The organism is Bacteroides bouchesdurhonensis, assembly GCF_900155865.1.
GTDB lineage: Bacteria > Bacteroidota > Bacteroidia > Bacteroidales > Bacteroidaceae > Bacteroides > Bacteroides bouchesdurhonensis.
The window spans coordinates 1219253-1239406 of sequence record NZ_LT707006.1; the positions used below are offsets into that span (position 1 = coordinate 1219253).

The 20154-nt window shown below is 37.6% G+C and carries 17 protein-coding genes and 1 pseudogene; 11 read left to right on the forward strand and 7 right to left on the reverse strand.

The genetic code is table 11. The features are described from left to right. The first annotated feature begins 2 nt into the window (after positions 1–2). The 6 genes and pseudogenes from glpB to CZ225_RS04900 all read left to right on the forward strand — a co-directional run bounded on the left by glpB (position 3) and on the right by CZ225_RS04900 (position 8513). Entirely contained in the window at positions 3–1247 is a 1245-nt protein-coding gene (gene glpB / locus CZ225_RS04865; RefSeq protein ID WP_077153176.1) for a glycerol-3-phosphate dehydrogenase subunit GlpB, read from the forward strand. 7 nt (positions 1248–1254) lie between these two features. After that, positions 1255–2505, forward strand: coding sequence for an anaerobic glycerol-3-phosphate dehydrogenase subunit GlpC (gene glpC / locus CZ225_RS04870; protein WP_077153177.1), 1251 nt, complete (start codon positions 1255–1257; stop codon positions 2503–2505). A 40-nt stretch (positions 2506–2545) separates the two neighbouring features. Then, positions 2546–3889, forward strand: coding sequence for a glycerol-3-phosphate transporter (gene glpT, locus CZ225_RS04875; protein WP_077153178.1), 1344 nt, complete (start codon positions 2546–2548; stop codon positions 3887–3889). Between the two features lie 709 nt (positions 3890–4598). Continuing rightward, on the forward strand, positions 4599–5579 hold the full coding sequence (locus CZ225_RS04880; RefSeq protein ID WP_129585742.1) for a 6-bladed beta-propeller: 981 nt from the start codon (positions 4599–4601) through the stop codon (positions 5577–5579). 493 nt (positions 5580–6072) lie between these two features. Further along, positions 6073–7746 (forward strand): annotated as a pseudogene (locus tag CZ225_RS24210) (DUF4838 domain-containing protein). An 83-nt stretch (positions 7747–7829) separates the two neighbouring features. Then, positions 7830–8513 (forward strand): tetratricopeptide repeat protein, encoded by a 684-nt coding sequence (locus CZ225_RS04900; protein WP_077153183.1) that lies wholly within the window; start codon positions 7830–7832, stop codon positions 8511–8513. Between the two features lie 23 nt (positions 8514–8536). Here the strand turns inward: CZ225_RS04900 and CZ225_RS04905 are convergent, their stop codons facing one another. The 4 genes from CZ225_RS04905 to CZ225_RS04920 are packed head-to-tail and all read right to left on the reverse strand — an operon-like array spanning position 8537 to position 11357. After that, the gene (locus CZ225_RS04905; RefSeq protein ID WP_077153184.1) at positions 8537–9817 is read right to left on the reverse strand and encodes a zinc-dependent metalloproteinase lipoprotein; all 1281 of its coding nucleotides are present in this window, start codon (positions 9815–9817) and stop codon (positions 8537–8539) included. A 60-nt stretch (positions 9818–9877) separates the two neighbouring features. Beyond that, the gene (locus CZ225_RS04910; protein ID WP_077153185.1) at positions 9878–10639 is read right to left on the reverse strand and encodes a biotin--[acetyl-CoA-carboxylase] ligase; all 762 of its coding nucleotides are present in this window, start codon (positions 10637–10639) and stop codon (positions 9878–9880) included. After that, the gene (locus CZ225_RS04915; protein ID WP_077153186.1) at positions 10623–10979 is read right to left on the reverse strand and encodes an MmcQ/YjbR family DNA-binding protein; all 357 of its coding nucleotides are present in this window, start codon (positions 10977–10979) and stop codon (positions 10623–10625) included. The genes CZ225_RS04910 and CZ225_RS04915 overlap by 17 nt, the downstream gene beginning before the upstream one ends. Before the next feature lie 12 nt (positions 10980–10991). Next, positions 10992–11357 carry a YraN family protein gene (locus CZ225_RS04920; protein WP_077153187.1) on the reverse strand — a complete coding sequence of 122 codons (366 nt, stop codon included), beginning with the start codon at positions 11355–11357 and terminating at the stop codon, positions 10992–10994. Between the two features lie 67 nt (positions 11358–11424). On the opposite strand from CZ225_RS04920, the gene CZ225_RS04925 reads away from it, so the two are divergent. Next, on the forward strand, positions 11425–11658 hold the full coding sequence (locus CZ225_RS04925) for a hypothetical protein (protein WP_025074073.1): 234 nt from the start codon (positions 11425–11427) through the stop codon (positions 11656–11658). 4 nt (positions 11659–11662) lie between these two features. Beyond that, on the forward strand, positions 11663–12100 hold the full coding sequence (locus CZ225_RS04930; protein ID WP_077153188.1) for a nucleoside deaminase: 438 nt from the start codon (positions 11663–11665) through the stop codon (positions 12098–12100). Between the two features lie 40 nt (positions 12101–12140). Here the strand turns inward: CZ225_RS04930 and CZ225_RS04935 are convergent, their stop codons facing one another. From CZ225_RS04935 to CZ225_RS04945, 3 genes are all read right to left on the reverse strand, one after another. Then, entirely contained in the window at positions 12141–12446 is a 306-nt protein-coding gene (locus CZ225_RS04935) for a DUF4834 family protein (protein WP_077153189.1), read from the reverse strand. Between the two features lie 65 nt (positions 12447–12511). After that, a complete protein-coding gene (pssA, locus tag CZ225_RS04940; RefSeq protein ID WP_077155695.1) occupies positions 12512–13219 on the reverse strand; it encodes a CDP-diacylglycerol--serine O-phosphatidyltransferase in 708 nt (235 codons plus the stop codon). A gap of 10 nt (positions 13220–13229) precedes the next feature. Continuing rightward, on the reverse strand, positions 13230–13916 hold the full coding sequence (locus CZ225_RS04945; protein WP_077153190.1) for a phosphatidylserine decarboxylase family protein: 687 nt from the start codon (positions 13914–13916) through the stop codon (positions 13230–13232). Between the two features lie 161 nt (positions 13917–14077). Between CZ225_RS04945 and dnaE the strand changes: the two genes are divergently transcribed. The 3 genes from dnaE to CZ225_RS04960 all read left to right on the forward strand — a co-directional run bounded on the left by dnaE (position 14078) and on the right by CZ225_RS04960 (position 18646). Further along, complete coding sequence (dnaE, locus tag CZ225_RS04950; protein ID WP_077153191.1) at positions 14078–17884, forward strand: DNA polymerase III subunit alpha; 3807 nt, start codon at positions 14078–14080, stop codon at positions 17882–17884. A gap of 62 nt (positions 17885–17946) precedes the next feature. Then, the gene (gene trxA, locus CZ225_RS04955) at positions 17947–18261 is read left to right on the forward strand and encodes a thioredoxin (RefSeq protein ID WP_025074069.1); all 315 of its coding nucleotides are present in this window, start codon (positions 17947–17949) and stop codon (positions 18259–18261) included. A gap of 49 nt (positions 18262–18310) precedes the next feature. After that, the gene (locus CZ225_RS04960) at positions 18311–18646 is read left to right on the forward strand and encodes a hypothetical protein (protein ID WP_025074068.1); all 336 of its coding nucleotides are present in this window, start codon (positions 18311–18313) and stop codon (positions 18644–18646) included. Positions 18647–20154: the final 1508 nt, after the last annotated feature.

Consider the following 20154-nt stretch of genomic DNA (forward strand, 5'->3'; position numbering starts at 1 on the left):
TTATGAAATTTGATACAATCATAATAGGAGGAGGGCTTGCCGGATTGGTCTGTGGTATCCGTTTGCAAGAGAAAGGACAAAACTGCGTTATTATATCTACCGGCCAAAGTGCATTGCATTTTTCTTCCGGATCTTTGGACTTATTGGGTAAGTTGCCCGATGGTTCCGAAGTTGTTCATCCGTTGGAGGCGATTGGACGATTGGAAGAGTTTCATCCTTATCGAAAGATTGGAGTTGAGAAAGTAAAGCAATATGTAGAAGATACCAATCAGTTCATGGAACGTTGTGGAGTTTTAGTACAAGGTAATTCGGATAGAAATCATTATCGACTAACTCCGATGGGAATGTTAAAGCAAACTTGGCTTACATTTGAAGATTTTACTACGTTTGAGAATCGTGATAAGTTTCCTTGGTCGCGTGTAGCCGTTATTAATTTTGAAGGATTTCTGGACTTTTATACACAGTTTATTGCAGATTCATTTGAGGCGCGTGGGGCTATGTGTACAGTTTCTTCTATCAGTTTGCCTCCCGTAGAGAAATTGCGATCTAATCCTACAGAAATGCGTTCGGCTAATATAGCGCGTGTATTTGATTCGTATGAATCAATTAATCAGTTGGTTGCGGCACTTCATCCGATGTGCGACGAAGTAGATATGTTAGTGCTTCCTGCCGTTTTTGGTTTGTCATCTCCCATACCGATGCAATATTTGAAGCACCGATTGGCGAAACCACTTTGTCTGGTAGCCACTATGCCCCCTTCTGTGCCGGGAATACGTACCCAGCAGCAATTAACTCGCCGCTTTATTGAATTGGGAGGAACTTTTATGATGGGAGATACCGTAGAACGTGGGAGTATAGTAGACGGACAGATAAAAGGAATAGTTACGACGAATCATGGTGATATTGAATTGTCGGCAGATAATTATGTACTGGCTTCCGGAAGTTTCTTTAGCCGGGGGATTATTGCCCGTCCCGACTCTGTATATGAACCGGTGTTTAATGTAGACGTTTACTTTGATGAAGATCGTGCAAATTGGTATCAAACCGATGTTTTTGCTTCTCAACCATACATGAACTTCGGAGTAAAAACAGATGTGGATTTTCATCCGATGATACAAGGTAAGAAAATAGGTAATTTATATGCTATCGGCTCCATTTTGTCTGGATTCAATCCGATGCAAGAAGGTTGTGGGGCGGGTGTTTCCATTCTGTCTGCCATGAATGTAGCCGATCAAATAGTTAAATAAGAGTATCATGAACTCACAGCAATATAATATAAGTAACAATAACTTTGAGCAATGCATCAAATGTACGATCTGTACGGTGTATTGCCCTGTAGTACCTATCAATCATGATTTTCCCGGTCCCAAACAGGCAGGACCGGACGGAGAACGTTTCCGGTTGAAAACGCCCGATTTTTTTGATCCGACTCTTAAATATTGTCTGAATTGTAAACGCTGCGAAGTCTCTTGTCCGTCTGGAGTACGGATAGGCGATATTATTCAAGCGGCACGTATTAAATATAGTCGTTCGAAACCGAAACTGCGCGATATTATGTTGGCTAACACTGATATAGTAGGAACGATGTCTACTAAGTTGGCTCCGGTAGTGAATGCAACGCTAAAGTTGAGTCCGGTAAAAAAGGTAATGGATACTGTGCTTCAGATAGATCATCGGCGTACGTTTCCCAAATATGCTTCACAAACCTTTGAAAATTGGTATCATCAACAGGCGGAAGCAAAACAGGATTCTTATCAGCGTCATGTGAGTTACTTTCATGGTTGTTACGTGAATTATAATTTTCCACAGTTAGGAAAAGATTTAGTGAAAGTAATGAATGCAATCGGTTATGGAGTACATTTATTAGAATACGAAAAGTGTTGTGGGGTAGCGTTGATTTCTAATGGACTTATTTCGCAAGCTAAGAAGCAAGCATTGCATAATATAAAGGCAATTCGTCAGTCGGTGATTGAGAATAATCGTCCTGTGTTGGCCACTTCCTCTACTTGTGTGTTTACTTTGCGTGATGAGTATCCCCATTTATTGGATATTGATAATGCGGATGTTCGCCAGAGTACGGAGCTTGCTACTCGTTTTATATTCCGGCTGGTAGAATCGGGAGAGGTAAAACTAGCTTTCAAGAAAGATTATCACAACAGGATTGCTTATCATACTCCCTGCCATATGGAGAAGTTAGGATGGTCTATTTATTCCACTTCCTTGTTGCGAATGATTCCGGGGATGGACTTTGTAATGCTTAACTCACAATGTTGTGGCATTGCGGGAACCTATGGATTTAAAAAAGAGAATTACGAAACTTCACAAGGAATCGGTAATTCCCTTTTTCGCCAGATTCAGGAGTCACATGTCAGTTACGTTGCCACCGATTGCGAAACTTGCAAATGGCAAATTGAAATGTCTACTCCAACACGTGTCATGAATCCGATCTCCATTTTAGCTGATGCGTTGGATCTGGAAGCGACCATTGCGCTGAATCGGCATTAAAATATAAAAACGAAAAACACATTACGAAAAACGATATACTATGTCACACTTTCTAACTCCCCCTGCTTTTAAGGCTGAAGTGCCGGCAGGAAAAATTGATAAACAGTATAAAAGACTTCGTTTACAAGTCTTTATAGGAATCTTTGTGGGCTATGCCGGATATTATCTGGTACGTAAGAACTTCACAATGGCTATGCCGGAATTGGAGCAGATGGGGTATGATCATGCCGCTCTTGGTTTTGCCATTTCTGCCAATGCCATAGCTTATGCTTTGTCTAAGTTTTTAATGGGTAGTGTTTCTGACCGTAGTGATGCCCGGAAGTTTCTTCCATTGGGTTTGTTGCTTGCAGCCGGAGTAACCTTTATTTTGGGAACTCAATGGGGGACATCATCCATTATTATGATGTTTATTCTTCAGTTCCTGATTGGTTGGTTTCAAGGGATGGGGTGGCCTCCTTGTGGGAGGGTGATGACTCATTGGTTTTCAATTAAAGAACGGGGAACTAAGATGTCTATTTGGAATTGTGCACATAATGTAGGAGGAGCGTTGGTAGGACCAATGGCGGCTTATGGACTGATTTGGTCGGGAAGCTGGCGTTTCGGAACTTTCTGTTTTCCGGCTTTTGTAGCTCTATTTATTGCTGTACTTGCTTATCTGTTGATTCGGGATACTCCTCAATCCTGCGGATTGCCTTCCATTGAGAAATATCGAAATGATTATCCGAAAAATTATAGTGCTAAGAGTGAGGAGGTACTGACTACGAAAGAAATCTTTTTCAAATATGTCTTGAATAACCGTACTCTTTGGTTTATAGCGATTGCTAATGCTTTCATTTATATGGTGCGTTATGGTTGTCTGGATTGGGCTCCTACATATTTGCAAAATGTGAAGGGGTATAATTTAAAGGATATTGGGTGGGCTTATTTTGCTTATGAGTTTGCTGCTATTCCGGGAACAATTATTTGCGGTTGGCTGAGTGATCAGATTTTTAAAGGACGCCGTGCCATTACGATTATGATTTATATGGTGCTGACTGCCATATTTATTGCTATCTATTGGTTTAATCCTTCGGGACATGCCATGATTGACGTTATTTGCCTGATTATGATTGGTTTCTTAATCTATGGTCCTGTCATGTTGATCGGCGTTCAGGCTTTGGATCTTGCTCCTAAAAATGCAGCGGGAACTTCAGCTGGTCTGACCGGATTCTTCGGATATTTCTTCGGTACTGCTTTGCTGGCTAATATTTGTGTTGGTTTTGTAGTTGATCAATTTGGATGGAATTGGTATTTCATCATGATGTTGATAGCTTGTGCGCTGGCATTTCTGTTTGTGACATTTACATATAAGGAAGAGCAATATTTGGTGAAGGGAAATAAATAATAATAAGCGTGTTGTTTGCATATGTCCGGCATAGCATGTATATGAATCTATACAGATCTTTGTCGGACTTGCTTTTTTATCAGGTTTGCTTTACTTCATTGGTTGTCTAAGGTAGCCGCTGCTATCGAAACGGATCAGCAGGTGCAGGATACTAGCGTTTCCGCTAAGCTATTGGGCTGGATATCAGCTGTTCAGGAATGTACTATTGGACGAATGTGGATAAAACAATGTCTCTTCAATATCTCATTGTCTACATAATAAAACTTTCGTTTAATTGTGGATGATATTCGATATGTGTTATTATTTCCTAAAAAAAAGTATTAATCTTGTCTAGCTGTATTTTTTTCTTATATTTGTAATATTTTGTTGAGGTAATATTTATTTAAATCTAAAATTAAAAGATATGAAATTAAAATCACTTATTATTTGGGGTTCGGTTGTTTTGTTGTCATTATAAGTATTTATAAAATCGAATAATGTAAATCAATCAAATTATTGTTTGTTTTTAAGTAGTATAGAGGCTCTAGCAGGGGATGAAGCTGGTTGCTCTTGTACGGTTTCGTCGGAATGCTTTAATCTAATTGGGCAAGAGACTGGAGAAGTAAGTTGTACGGGGGAAAAATGTTAGCAGAGGAAATGTAGGCCTTTGGGGTAGTGAGCCATGGGTTGAATGTGATGGAAATAAAACAACTTGTTAAAATGAAATATTATGAAACCACGTTATTTATTTATAGGCTTTCTATGTATTATGCTTTTTTTTTCTTGTATAACTAATACTCGTAAAGAAATAGCTTCTTATGATTTGTTTGTTGATAAATCAATTGCTGAATATCCGGACACATCTTTCTTCTCAGAAATACGGTGTATGCAGTATTATAATAATTGTATTTATACAATGGATGTTAGTAGAAGGGATATTGCAGTACTTGACACTGGTTTTAATGAAATACGTGTAATAGGGAGGGGAGGGAACGGACCAGGAGAATTAACAGCACCTATAAGTTTTTACATATGTGCAGACTCTGTATACGTGGTTGATGGTGGAACGGGTAGAATTAGTACGTTTCTTAATGAATCATATATAGGTAGTACTCCGATTGATAGAGCATTAGATAAACGCTTTTTTTATCGGGAGGGTGAATTCTTTGTACCTCAAAAATCGCCTCGTGGACTATTTCTGACTAAATTCAAAGACCGTTCAGATTCATGCTCCTACTATGGAGATTTAGAGAAAGTAGGTAACGAAATGCGAACAGTGACAATGAATGGTCGTGATCTCCTATTTGCAAAGGATTGTTTCATTTCGGTTCCAGATGCACTTCCTTTTATAGAGAAATATGATATTAAAACAAAAAAATTAATTCAAAAATATGATTTGTCAGGAATTGAGGTCTTTAAAAATAATATTGATTTTATACTCAAAAAGGATATTCGAAGTGATAAATCTTATTATGTCTTAACAAGAGATTCTTATGGAATTGATGGTCATGTTTTTTTGCTATGCAGTAATTATGGCGATGACTATAAAGCAAGAACTATCGTTCGTGTTTCATTATATCCAGAGATGAAAGTGATTGCAACATATACATTACCTGCAGATTATTATAATTCTATATGTGTGTCTAAAACTCATATTTATGCGTTTAATGCACTGGAGGCTAAAATTGAATCGTTCCGTTATGAATTTTAAATATAGTTCTTCTTTTTATTTTGATGATTTATTCGGTAGAGTCGTAAATGCTATGGGTTCTGTTTTGGATGTCAAAGACAAAAAACGTCTTGATATTTAATTGTTTTGATTAACTTTCCAAGTATGTTGAAGAAGTGATTCCGAAGTAATTGTTGCGATAGTTCAAGTGATTTTAAAGTTTAGTGGCTGTGTATTGGCATAAAAAATAAAATGAAGAAAATGTTTAGGTTTATGTTCTTTGGTATCTGAAAGATTTTCTATAACTTGCCAGTGTTTATCAGTTTGGTCTATACATAATACTCTGCTATTTTTACATACGATTGGATTGTTATATTTAAAAGGAAGAAAGATGTCAATCGTCCACTGATAAATTTCTTTGTTAAACCATAATAGTTTCTTTATAATGAAAGACAAGAATAGTACGCAATTAATAATCAGGAAATCATTTACTGTTATTATATTATGCAGTATTTTGATTTGTACAACGAGCACAATGGCAAGTAATGTGCTGTTCAAAAATGGGAAATCAAAATATCAGATAGCTATCTCTGCTGAAGCTTCTTCATCCGAACAAACTGCTGCTAAAGAGTTACAAGCATACATTAAGCAGATAGGTGGAGCAGAACTTCCTATTACTAACTCGCTAAATTCTAATGGCCCAAAGATATTTGTAGGTTATAATGATAGAGTCAGCCAACTTGTTGGAAAACAAGATATCACACCTGATTATGAGGGCTTTACTTACTGTAACAAGGGGAAGCATCTGATCATATACGGAGGTAGTAAGCGTGGCACCATGTATGGAGTATTTAGTTTTCTGGAAGATCAGTTTGGAGTGCGATGGTACACACCAAATTGCACTAAAGTGCCCAAACTAAAGAAATGGAATTTTGTTACTTTACATCATAGCGAGAAGCCTGCTATTCAATATCGCTATTCTAATTATTATGTGACTGAAAATGTGCCACAATGGAGTGCACATAATAAAGAAAATATGAAATGGGGACCAGTAGATAATTTATATGGAAGTATAGAAGCATACTGGAACGCACATACCATGGGACAGCTAGTTACAGCTAAAGAATTCTTCAAAGAACATCCGGAATATTTCGCACTAAGAAATGGTAAACGTATTGATAATGGACAGTTGTGCTTATCGAATCCTAATGTGTTAGACATCTGCAAGAGACGGTTATTTGAAAAAATGAAATCGCTGCCTGGCTACAGAATATTTAGTCTTTCACAAAACGATAATCAGGCTTTCTGCGAATGTCCTAATTGTAAGGCTATCGAAGAGCGATATGGTGGTCATTCAGGGCTTATTATATGGTTTGTAAATCAAGTGGCCGATGAAGCCCAATTGTTGTTCCCACAGAAATATATTGGTACTTTTGCTTATCAGTATACTCGTAAACCGCCTGTAGGTATTTGTCCAAAAGACAACGTAGTAGTACGCTTATGCAGTATAGAGTGTTGCTTTGCTCATCCGATTACAGCAGAATGTCCGCAAAATAAAGCTTTTGTAGACGATATGAAGGCTTGGAGCAAAATAGCTCCTCATCTGTTTATTTGGGATTATATTGTCGATTATGCCCAATACATGGCTCCATGGCCGAACTTTTAGGTGCTGGGACCTAATATTCAAGCATTTCGTGAACACAATGTCATTGGTGTCTTCGAGGAAGCACAATATCAATCCGGTGGAGCCGAGTTTGATGAGATGAAGGCATGGGTGGCAAACAAACTTTTATGGAATCCACAGCAGGATGTTAATATATTGGTAAAAGATTTCATAGATGGTTACTACGGTAACGCAGCACCCAAAATTATGGAATATTACCTGCTTTGTCAGTCGTTGGTTAATCCGCAGACTCACTTTGGTATCTATATCAAAGAGAATGATCCGATATATTCTGATGAGTTTATTAAGAAAGGTTTTTCGATTATCAATGGTGCCAAACAAGATGCAGAAAACGATACGATAAAAGAGCGTGTAGAGCGAGTGAGTATGCAACTGTTATACTTGCAAAGTGTACGTAATAAAAAGAAAGCTATGGAAGATGGTACTTGGGCTGAATTTGTAAGATTGGCCCGACGCTATAATGCCAGACCTAGTGAAGGGCAAACTCTGGATAGCTTTATCTCAAGCTTTGAAGCTAATAATTAAAATAAAATGCTTATTCCCCGAACAATATTTGTTTTTTATTGTATCTTTGTAATGTTGCAAACTAAATGACAATATAACAGATTATGAGAACCTTAACTATCTTTTTTTTCTCTTTATTGACAATGCCGTTGATGCTGAATGCTCAAACGGTAGAAGATATGTTGTCTAAGGTATCGGCAGCTATCGAAGCAGATCAGCAGGGGCAGGCAGTTAGTTATTTTCGTCAAGCTATCAGATTGGGAATCAACCAATGCGAAATGTATTACTGGACAACTGTGGAAAAGAATAGTCCCATTTGTCCTAAGTTGGCGAATGAAATGGCGACAGCTTTTAAAAAGAACCGCAATTACGATAAAGCATATTTGTTTTATAAGGAATTGTTGCAGAAGAGTCCTGATAATGTCGATTATCTCGAGGCTTGTGCTGAGATGCAGGTTTGCCGGGGACAAGAAAAAGATGCTTTGCGTATTTATGAGCAATTACTGAAGATTGATTCTGATAATCTGGCTGCAAATATCTTTCTGGGTAATTATTACTTTTTGATGGGAGAACAGGAAAAGAAGAAAATGGAAAATGAATATAATAAGATTTCTTCTCCTACGAAGATGCAGTATGCGCGTTATCGGGATAGATTGTTTCGGCTGTTCTCCACTGAATATGAGAAGGCGAGAGCCTCTTTGAAAAAAGTAGTTCAGAAATTTCCTTCTACAGAAGCTAAAAAGACATTGGATAAGATACTATCTATAGAAAAAGAGGTGAATCGTTGATACGGTTCACCTTTTTCTGTTATTTATTTCACAATACGTATTGGTAAATCAAGCGGTCCATCGCTTACAGCACGTGCACTTGTAGATTGTCCTATCTTGGGACCTGGTATTAATGGGCTATACATCAATACATGGCGGACACGCGAGAATTGGTCAGAAGTAAATTGATTCAAATAACTATATGAATAATCCATTATATTGCGCGAAGTGAATTTCTCTTCCGTATTGCAATTAACCCGCAAGGCGAGTATCGAGAAAGAGGAACCGTAATTCTCTCTTGCGTAATCATCATATTCAAACTTATTATAAGGAGGGGTATCTTCACAATAATCACTATCAATGCAAGCATTTACTGTCTCACCGTTTCTTTCATTGAATACATGATGTAATCCTAAATAATGTCCAAGTTCGTGCGCAACAGTCGCATTAATATTTCCATCCATGGTATGATCGTTGATATAAATACTGTTGATGGATACACAATACGGAAATTTCAAATTACTTTTTTTAAGAAAAGAGTTGTCTGTCTCGACAAGTCCTTTCAAAAAATTCTTTCCTTTAGTGGAAAACGGTAGGTTGGATATGCCTAAAATAATAGTATTGGATTTAGTCCGTTTGAAATTGTAAACCATTACATTTATATAAAGGTTAGGTTCCCATAGATAATTTACATATCCTTTAGTTTCGTCTTCCATAAATTTTTCACAGTCTATGGGATAACTTTCCGGCCATTTAATATATTCCACGCCTGGAGTAGTCATTTCATTCCCTTCGGGATCAATTGTTGCAAGTGTAAAAGTCAGATTCATATCTATACTTTTATTAGCATCTTTATAAAGTTTATTGACCTCTGTCAGTATCTCGGAAAGAATGTTTGAATTGACATATTGCAAGGCATCTGCCTTGTCTTCATAAAAGACATGAAAGATAACCGGAAGCTTGTAGTGATACTCTTTTGCTGTACTGTTTAAAGCTTTTTGATTTATTTGAATCTTTTTACTAGCTTTACTACTCATAATTGTTACTGTAGCATCTCTGGAGCTACCGTCCAGATTGGCGACAACTGATAGAACTAGTTCTCCGTCGTTATCTCCTTTTTCCTGAAAAGGGATACACCATTGCTGATCGCTACTTACTTTCCAAGCGGAATTACTTTCAATATTTATTCTTAATGTCTCACCGTTTCCATCCACATTTTTAAAAGTAGATTCGGAAAGTTTCAATGAACTGGAATCTGTATCAGAATCGGTACAATTAATAAATAAAAGTAATAGTGGTAAGAAGAAAATTAATTTTGTTTTCATAAATCAGAGCTTTGTTAATATAACATTTTCCTCAAAGATAATGTTTTGTTTTATAACTAGTTATCTTTCTAAGATATATTCTACTTCTTTAAACATATAATCTCGCTTTTTCAGTCCTTCATCTTCTAGTATTAATCTTCCTTCCGGTTCTACCTGAACAATACGTGCAAGAAATATTCCATTAGCATCTTTATACAGATGTAAACCGTTTTTTCTGAAAAGAGACTCTTTATAATGGTTGGCAATCAATTCAACCTGATTTTGTTGAAGTAGAGTATAATAATCTTGGATACGGATCATAATGTTTTTTAGTATTGTAAATATGTCGTATTCTTTCTGAGTGATCTGTAGTAATGATACAGGATTGGGAGCCTGACTGAAAAATGTTTCCTGATTAATGTTGATACCGATTCCTGCAATGCTTTGATTAATCAGTTTTCCCATCAAATCATTTTCAATCAGCATACCGCATATTTTTTTCTCTTTCCAATAAATATCATTCGGCCATTTGATAGAGATATCCGTAGTATAAATATCCAATTCATCCTTAATTGCCAAAGATATAATTTGAGAAATTAGAAACTGCCGACGTGCTTCCAGAAACTTCGGGAAAAGGACAAAACTGAATAGAAGATTCTTACCGATCTGTGATTCCCAGGAATTGCCACGCTGCCCTCTTCCGGCTGTTTGAAAGTCGGTAATGACTGTAGTCAGTTCTTCTACTGGCTGTTGGATGCAAAGGGCTTGCAGATAGCTGTTTGTAGAACTAGTTTCGTTCAAATGAACGAAGCGGAAAGGAAATTTATCAGAGGAGAGCATCATATTCGGCACGTAGCTTTTTAGTAAACTTCTTGATAACTTCTTCGTAGGAATGATCAACCAATTCTTTCATTAATTTATCATCCACATCACTGTTAAAACGGACACTATTCCAGTATTTCTTATTAAAATGATAGGCTCCTTCAATCCCGGAATAACGCTCACGTAGTTCGATAGCTCGCTCCGGATTACATTTTAATGAAATTGTTTTTGCTTCTTCCAAATCAATAAGAGCAAACATTTTATTCATCACCTTCATGACGAGTGATACATCATCAAAAGGAAAAGACTCAGTTACTCCTTTTTTACTTAAGCAATATTCTCTAATTATTTCTACATTCATACATATACTTTATTAAAACAGAGGAGGATAAAATGCCTCCTTTATATGTTCTATCTTAAAATCTATTTTGTTACCTACTACCGTAATGATATCGAAACGTACGGAAGCATCAATCTGAAATAATTTTATATAAGTATCGGCAGCGCGTACAGTTCGTTTTATTTTGGGTAGATCAACAGCATCTTCCGGCATGGTAAATTGTGTGTTGCTACGAGTCTTGACTTCTACGATCACTAACTCATTCTCTTTTGCGGCAACAATATCAAGTTCGAGATGTCCTTTTCTCCAATTCCGATGCCGGATGACGTAACCGTTATCCTCAAGATAAGCAACTGCGGCATTTTCACCAGCCTTCCCTAATTCATTATGTTCAGCCATCTTTTTTCGCAAATTTACTGCTTTTATTCTTTGTTTTTACAGAAGTAAAAGTAAATTTGCAGGTGATATGAGAAAAAGAAGTAAAAAGTGCTTGAAGATGCACGTCGAGAGTGTTAAACGGGAGCGACGTATGAGCATTTTGTTAAGCGAAGATGAACAGCAGATTGTTGATCGTTATCTGGAGAAATATAAGATAACGAACAAATCGCGCTGGCTTCGCGAAACGATTCTCATGTTTATTCATAAAAATATGGAAGAAGATTATCCTACACTTTTCGGAGAACACGATATGAGACGTTGATATTATGCTGGACGATACCTATTTCATGAAACAAGCTTTGGTAGAGGCACGTAAAGCCGGTGAACGGGGAGAAGTTCCTATTGGTGCTGTAGTGGTTTGCAAAGGGCGAATTATTGCACGTGCACATAATCTTACGGAAACTTTGAATGATGTAACTGCTCATGCTGAAATGCAGGCGATTACAGCTGCTGCGAATGTATTGGGAGGCAAATATCTGAATGAATGTACCTTGTATGTTACTGTAGAGCCTTGTGTGATGTGTGCTGGAGCTATTGCCTGGGCACAGACTGCTAAACTTGTTTTCGGTGCTGAAGATGAAAAACGGGGTTATCAGAAATACGCTGCTCAAGCGTTGCACCCCAAAACGGTTGTCGTGAAGGGGGTATTGGCGGATGAATGTGCAGGATTAATGAAAGACTTCTTTTTATCTAAACGAAAATGAAAGAAATAATATAGTCGAAGAAATAAAAGAGGATAAGTAACTATTTATCCTCTTTTATTTCTTCGAAATCCACATATTCTCCTTCATCTTTCGAGAATATTTTCTTATGTTTACGAGACCTGTTATTTTCTGAGACGACTTCTTCTGTATTATCAGATGAATTATTTGTGGTAGAATTATAACTGGAACGTTGTTGCTGACTACTATTGCTATATCCGGTTTGTCTTGGTCGAGAAGAAGAGCTTCGTCCAAATCCGAAAATAGCTCTTAAAATGGCTCCAACAATTGAGAGACCGAATAAGATAATAACACCTAAAAATATAAAGAAGAATAAAATTATATACATTGGGCTATGATTTTAATATTGTACTTGCAAAAACTAATAGTACAACAAACGTGCCAAGAGATTGTTTATTTACTTTCTCTTGTAAAAAGTGAAAGAAGAATGTACCAGACGATGATTGCAGCAAAACCACTTATACCTAGGAAAATGAGGAATGGAATACATACAATCAGGAAAATGAAACTTATTTTATTGCTGCTCCATGATAGATTTTTGAATTTCAAAGAGAACATCGGAATTTCTGACACAAGTAACCATGAAAACAGACAAACCAGAATCAGCAGATAGACAGGATGGCAGTTATCTGAAACTAACCAATCATGTGTTCCTACGACCAGAGAACCCCAGAACAAAGCATTTGCTGGGACAGGCAGGCCAACAAAAGAACTGGTTTGACGTGTGTCGTTATTGAATTTAGCTAAACGCAATGCTGAAAAAACAGAAATCAGGAAAGCGGTATACGGCAGATAAGCTGCTATAAAACTGATATTTGCCGGATAGTACATCTCTTTAAATAAAGAGAAAACAATCATTGAAGGAGCCACACCGAAACTAATGTCGTCGGCCAAAGAATCCAAGTCTTTTCCAATTACAGAATGAGCATTTAAAGTACGCGCCAGCAAACCGTCAAAAAAATCAAAAATAGCACTTAAAATGATGAAAAACAATGCCATCTCATATTGGGCTTCGAAAGCCATGATACAAGCGATACAGCCGGAGAAAAGGTTTAGGCAGGTTACTGTATTAGGTATGTTGTTCTTAATAACATTTGTCATTGTGACCGGATTATTTAAGTTTGGCAATAACCGTTTGGTTACCCGTTGTTAATTGCCCCATACTGACACAGACTTTTGTGCCGATAGGGAGATATACATCTACACGTGAGCCGAATTTGATAAATCCCATGTGTTCGTCAATGTAGCATTCTTCACCTACTTCCGCATAGGTAACGATACGACGTGCTACAGCTCCTGCAATTTGGCGGGTCAGCACTTCCACTCCTTCAGGGGTTTCGATGACAACTGTAGAGCGTTCATTCTCAGTGCTGGCTTTTGGTAACCAAGCTTTCATAAAGTTACCGTTGTGATGTGCTACCTTTTTGATGGTGCCATCTACGGGATACCAGTTTGCATGTACATTTACGATACTCATAAAAATGGAGATCATCAATCGACGATCATGAAAATATTCGTTTTCCTCTACTTCCTCAATAACTACTATTTTGCCGTCGGCAGGGGCAACTACAATATTTTCCGTATCCTGCCCGAAAAGACGGATGGGGCAACGGAAGAAATTAACCATCAGCAGGTAAACTGCAATACTGGCTACTGTCATTACGTAAAAAGGTATCTTGCAATCAATTCCCCAGTAAAGAGCCGCATTGATTAATAGCAATAGCAAGAAGCTGGCCCATAATATATGTGTTCCTTCGCGGTGAATACGTATCTTTTTTAATTTCTTTAGTCGGCCCATGAATACTGTTTAATGATATTGTGTGCAAAAATATACTTAATTTAAAAAATCAGCAAGTAAATGAGCATAGAAATGCAAGTGTTGATAACTTTTTGAGGATTATTTTTGTTTATAACGAGGGAGGTAGTAATTTTATGCCTTCAATTTAACGACTTATCATTATGCAGGATTTCGTTCATTTACACGTCCATACGCAATATTCTCTTTTGGATGGTCAAGCTAGCGTAGCTCGCCTAGTTGATAAAGCCATGCAAAATGGAATGAAAGGTATTGCCGTGACTGATCATGGAAATATGTTCGGTATTAAGGAATTTACGAACTACGTCAATAAGAAAAATAGTGGTCCGAAAGGGGAAATCAAGGACCTGAAAAAGAAAATTACAGGAATTGAAGCAGGTACGGTAGAGTGCGAGGACAAAGAGGCGGAGATTGCTGTTTGTAAAGCTAAAATAGTAGAGGCGGAGAATAAGATTTTCAAACCGATAATCGGCTGTGAGATGTATGTAGCACGCCGTACAATGGAACTGAAAGAGGGTAAATCTGATCAAAGTGGTTATCACTTGATTGTGTTGGCCAAGAATGAGAAAGGCTATCATAACCTTATTAAATTAGTATCGCACGCGTGGACACGTGGATACTATATGCGTCCACGTACCGACCGTAGTGAATTGGAAAAATATCACGAAGGGTTGATTGTATGCTCGGCTTGTCTGGGTGGAGAGATACCCAAACGGATTACTAATGATCAGTTTGCTGAAGCAGAAGAAGCAATCCAATGGTATAAGAATCTGTTTGGCGATGATTTTTATCTGGAGATGCAGCGCCATCAGGCAACGGTTCCTCGTGCTAATCACGAATGTTACCCCTTACAGGTAAAAGTAAACAAGTATTTGCAGGAATATGCCCAAAAGTTCAACATTAAGTTGATATGTACTAATGACGTACATTTCGTAGATGAAGAAAATGCTGAAGCACATGACCGATTGATCTGTTTGAGTACAGGTAAGGATTTGGATGATCCGTCCCGTATGTTATATACCAAACAGGAGTGGATGAAAACCCGTGAGGAAATGAATGAACTTTTTGCGGATGTACCCGAAGCCTTAAGTAATACGCTGGAGATTTTGGACAAAGTAGAGATGTATTCTATTGACCATGCTCCTATTATGCCTACTTTTGCCATTCCCGAAGATTTTGGAACGGAAGAGGAATATCGGAAGAGATTTACGGAAAAAGATCTTTTTGATGAATTTACTCAGGATGAACATGGGAATGTAGTCTTGAGCGAGGAGGATGCGGTAGCAAAAATCAAGCGTCTAGGAGGATATGATAAATTGTATCGTATTAAATTGGAAGGCGATTATCTGGCCAAGTTGGCTTTTGACGGAGCCAAAAAAATATATGGTGAACCTCTATCGGATGAAGTCAAAGAGCGTATGAACTTTGAGTTGTATATTATGAAGACGATGGGTTTCCCGGGGTACTTTTTGATTGTGCAGGACTTTATCAATGCTGCCCGTAAGGAATTGGGGGTATCGGTAGGACCAGGACGTGGTTCGGCTGCCGGTTCGGCTGTTGCATACTGTCTGGGGATTACAAAAATTGACCCTATCCAGTATGATTTGCTGTTTGAGCGTTTTTTGAATCCGGACCGTATCTCATTGCCTGATATTGATGTCGATTTCGATGATGATGGTCGTGGTGAGGTGCTTCGTTGGGTGACTAATAAGTATGGTCAGGAGAAAGTAGCTCATATTATTACTTATGGTACGATGGCAACCAAGCTGGCAATCAAAGATGTTGCTCGTGTACAGAAGTTGCCTCTTTCCGAATCAGATCGTTTGGCAAAGCTCGTCCCGGATAAAATTCCCGATAAGAAACTGAATCTACGGAATGCTATTGAATATGTTCCGGAATTACAGGCTGCTGAAGCGTCTTCTGATCCTTTGGTACGGGATACGATTAAGTATGCTAAAATGCTCGAAGGAAACGTGCGTGGTACAGGTGTACATGCCTGTGGTACAATTATTTGTCGTGATGATATCACCGACTGGGTACCTGTGAGTACAGCGGACGATAAGGAAACGGGAGAGAAGATGCTGGTTACTCAATATGAAGGTTCAGTCATTGAGGATACGGGATTGATTAAGATGGACTTTCTCGGATTGAAGACTCTCTCTATTATAAAGGAGGCAGTCGAAAACATCCGTTTGAGTCGTAACTTGGAGATTGATGTTGACCAGATAGATATTACAGATCCTGCTACTTACAAGCTATATAGTGACGGACGTACCATTGGTACTTTCCAGTTTGAATCTGCCGGTATGCAGAAATACCTACGTGAGTTACAGCCTTCTACTTTTGAGGACTTGATTGCCATGAATGCTCTCTATCGTCCCGGACCGATGGATTATATTCCTGATTTTATTGACCGTAAACATGGTCGTAAGCCGATAGAATATGATATTCCGGTGATGGAGAAGTACTTGAAAGATACGTATGGTATTACTGTTTATCAAGAACAGGTGATGCTTTTGTCACGTCTGTTGGCTGACTTCACTCGTGGTGAATCGGATGCACTTCGTAAAGCGATGGGTAAGAAGCTGCGTGATAAACTGGATCACATGAAACCAAAGTTTATCGAAGGTGGTCGAAAGAACGGTCACGATCCGAAAGTACTTGAGAAAATCTGGACTGACTGGGAAAAATTTGCTTCTTACGCTTTCAATAAATCACATGCTACTTGTTATTCTTGGGTTGCTTATCAGACTGCTTATCTGAAGGCAAACTTCCCACCGGAATATATGGCGGCTGTGATGAGCCGAAGTTTGTCGAATATTACCGATATCACTAAGTTGATGGATGAATGTAAGGCAATGGGGATTCAGACACTGGGACCGGATGTGAATGAGAGTAACCTTAAGTTTACGGTAAACCATGATGGTAATATCCGTTTCGGATTGGGAGCAGTGAAAGGAGTGGGTGAAGCGGCTGTGCACAGTATAATGGAGGAACGCGAGAAGAACGGACCTTTTACAGGTATCTTTGATTTTGTGCAACGTGTCAATCTGAATGCTTGTAATAAGAAAAATATGGAATGCCTGGCACTTGCCGGAGGTTTTGACAGTTTCCCGGAGTTAAAACGTGAACAGTATTTTGCTGTTAATTCAAAGGGGGAAGTGTTCTTGGAAACATTAATGCGCTATGGTAACCGATATCAGGCGGATAAATCAGCAGCTGTCAATTCTCTTTTTGGTGGTGAAAATGTGATTGATGTGGCTACTCCTGAAATCCCTCAAGATGTGGAGCGTTGGAGTGATCTTGACCGCTTGAATCGTGAACGTGATTTGGTTGGTATCTATCTTTCGGCTCATCCGTTGGATGAATTTTCTATTGTTCTGGAACATGTTTGCAATACACGCATGGCCGACTTAGATGATAAAGCAGTTTTAGCAGGACGTGAGATAACAATGGGAGGTATTGTAACCAGTGTGCGAAGAGGGGTTAGCAAGAATGGCAATCCGTATGGTATTGCCAAGATTGAAGATTATTCCGGATCTGCCGAGTTGCCATTTTGGGGAAATGATTGGGTGACTTATCAGGGATATCTAAATGAAGGAACATTCCTGTATATCAAAGCTCGTTGCCAGCCTAAGCAATGGCGACAGGATGAATTAGAGATAAAAATAACCTCTATGGAACTGTTGCCGGACGTAAAAGAAGAGTTGATACAGAAAATTACTATATTAATTCCTTTATCAATACTCAACTCGGGATTAGTAACAGAATTGGCTACATTAACAAAGGAACATCCCGGTAAAACGGAACTTTATTTTAAAGTGACGGATGATTCTGATGCCAATCGTATGTCGGTTGATTTAATCTCTCGTCCTATAAAACTTTCGGTCGGTAGAGATTTAATAACTTATTTAAAAGAGCGTCCTGAACTAGCTTTCCATATAAATTGATTATATTTGTAGCGGAAATCAATTAGAAATCATTTATAATAAACACTTAATATTTAAACAAAATGGCTTTAGAAATTACAGATAGCAACTATAAAGAGCTTATTGCAGAAGGTAAGCCGGTTGTAGTAGATTTTTGGGCTCCTTGGTGTGGCCCTTGTAAAATGGTAGCTCCTATCATAGAGGAATTGGCAACCGAATTTGAAGGGCAGGTACTCATCGGCAAATGTGATGTAGATGAAAATAGTGATGTGGCTGCTGAATACGGTATCCGTAACATCCCAACTGTTCTGTTTTTTAGGAATGGTGAAGTTGTTGATAAGCAGGTAGGTGCTGTCGGCAAACCGGTATTTGTGGAGAAAGTGAAGAAACTTCTGTAAAGGAAGTTTTCATTATACTTATAAATGTATCACTTAACACTTAAAAATCATGGGAGTGGAAGACGAATTTTTATTTGAGGATGTTGATGACGAAAAGACCATCGAATACATCAGAAATTATCTGCCTCAAGAACTGAAAGAGAAGTTCTCGGACGATGAGCTTTACTATTTTCTCGATTTAATTGACGAATACTATTCAGAAAGTGGTATCCTTGATGCTCAACCTGATGCAGACGGCTACGTTGAGATAGACTTGGATGCTATCGTTGAGTATATCGTGAAAGAAGCCAAAAAGGACGAAATGGGTGAGTTTGATCCTGAAGAAATTCTTTTTGTGGTTCAGGGGGAAATGGAGTATACTGACTCTCTGGAGGAGGAAGACTAAAAAGTCTATTCCGTGTAGATAAAGATAAAATGGAAGGTGTGCCTGTCGGCATGCCTTCCATTTTATATGAAAGTTTTTATTTTGTTCTCAATGAAATCAATGGCTGAATTTCATATATTGAATTAGTGAAATATAGAATGAACAGCTCTATGTGCAAGAGATGGATGCACTACGCAGGAATGAGCAGTATATTGGTTCGACAAGGAAGAGGACGCTTTGCTGGGAGAAGTTAAACGTGAATTTCTTGTAGATAGTGTTTCCTTAACTGCGTAACAAATTCTCACAAAAAGGAATGATAGAAGCTCGACTCTTTGCAAAGGTTACTTCATCAGGAAAATTTAAAAATTATATCCAATATTACTAAAATTCTTATTTAAGTCCTTAAATCTGATTATTTTTTTATCATAAGTATGCTCTACCGCCTGGTTAGTGCCGTCCTTAAACTCTAATCCACTGCCGAGTACCAAATAAATGACAAAATCAGCACCTTGAGTATAACCATTTTTCTTTAAATACAATAAGTTCTTACAAGTAAGATCTTTCCAGATGTGGACGTACTTTTTCCATTTTATATCTGCTTGATTTACTACAAATGTTCCGAAAAACTATCAAACTTTGCTATACAAATTCATCCATGCTTATAAATCTTTATATCAAGTTTCTGTACGTCATAGTAGATATTCGCTGTAGTCTTCCCTCAAATTCTGTTTCACAATAGGTACACTCATTCTAGGCTAGACATTTCTTGTGAAATCTACCCATTAGAAAACATTTGTGATGAGTGAAAAAACTACCCTAACATAGAGTGATAAAAGTCATATGCTAGGGTAATAAGTTATTGTTTTTCTATTTTGCTTACATAATCTATATTAGATTATATAAAGAAGCAAATGTAACTCCAATTATAATTAATATTATTTCTAAAATCCAAATAGTCCTAAGCCTTAACTGTGATACTATGGAACGATCAATTAGGAAAAACATATACATTATAAATACAAATCCAATAATAAATAATAATCTAAATGGTATCCATCCTGGTCTATAGCATAAATGTAAAGCATATCCTATTATTGATATTGGAAAAAATAATAATATAGGGGTTAATTTTACCTTCTTCATAATATTATTTATAAATTAATTTCCCTTTTGGATTATATTTAATAATTGATTTAAATGCGGTACTAGGGATCATAGACCTCTGTGTTGATTCAGGTACTGTAAATCGAAGAGAGGTATTGACTTTAGGAATATTAAACTTTGAATTTTTCTGATAATGCGTTTTAACACCCCCCTTTCTCTAAAGCCCTTTGTGCTACTACAGAACAATTGTTCAAAAGCAAATCATATGGTTCATTCGTACTTATTTCCACAAATGTACTTCTGATTATTTCATCCTGTTCTTCAGATGTAGGGATTATATATCCTTCTGTAAAGCCATAACTGTTTATAGAAGTGTCACTACCATTACCTTCAGTATTATATTGGCTATTTAAAAAATTCTTACA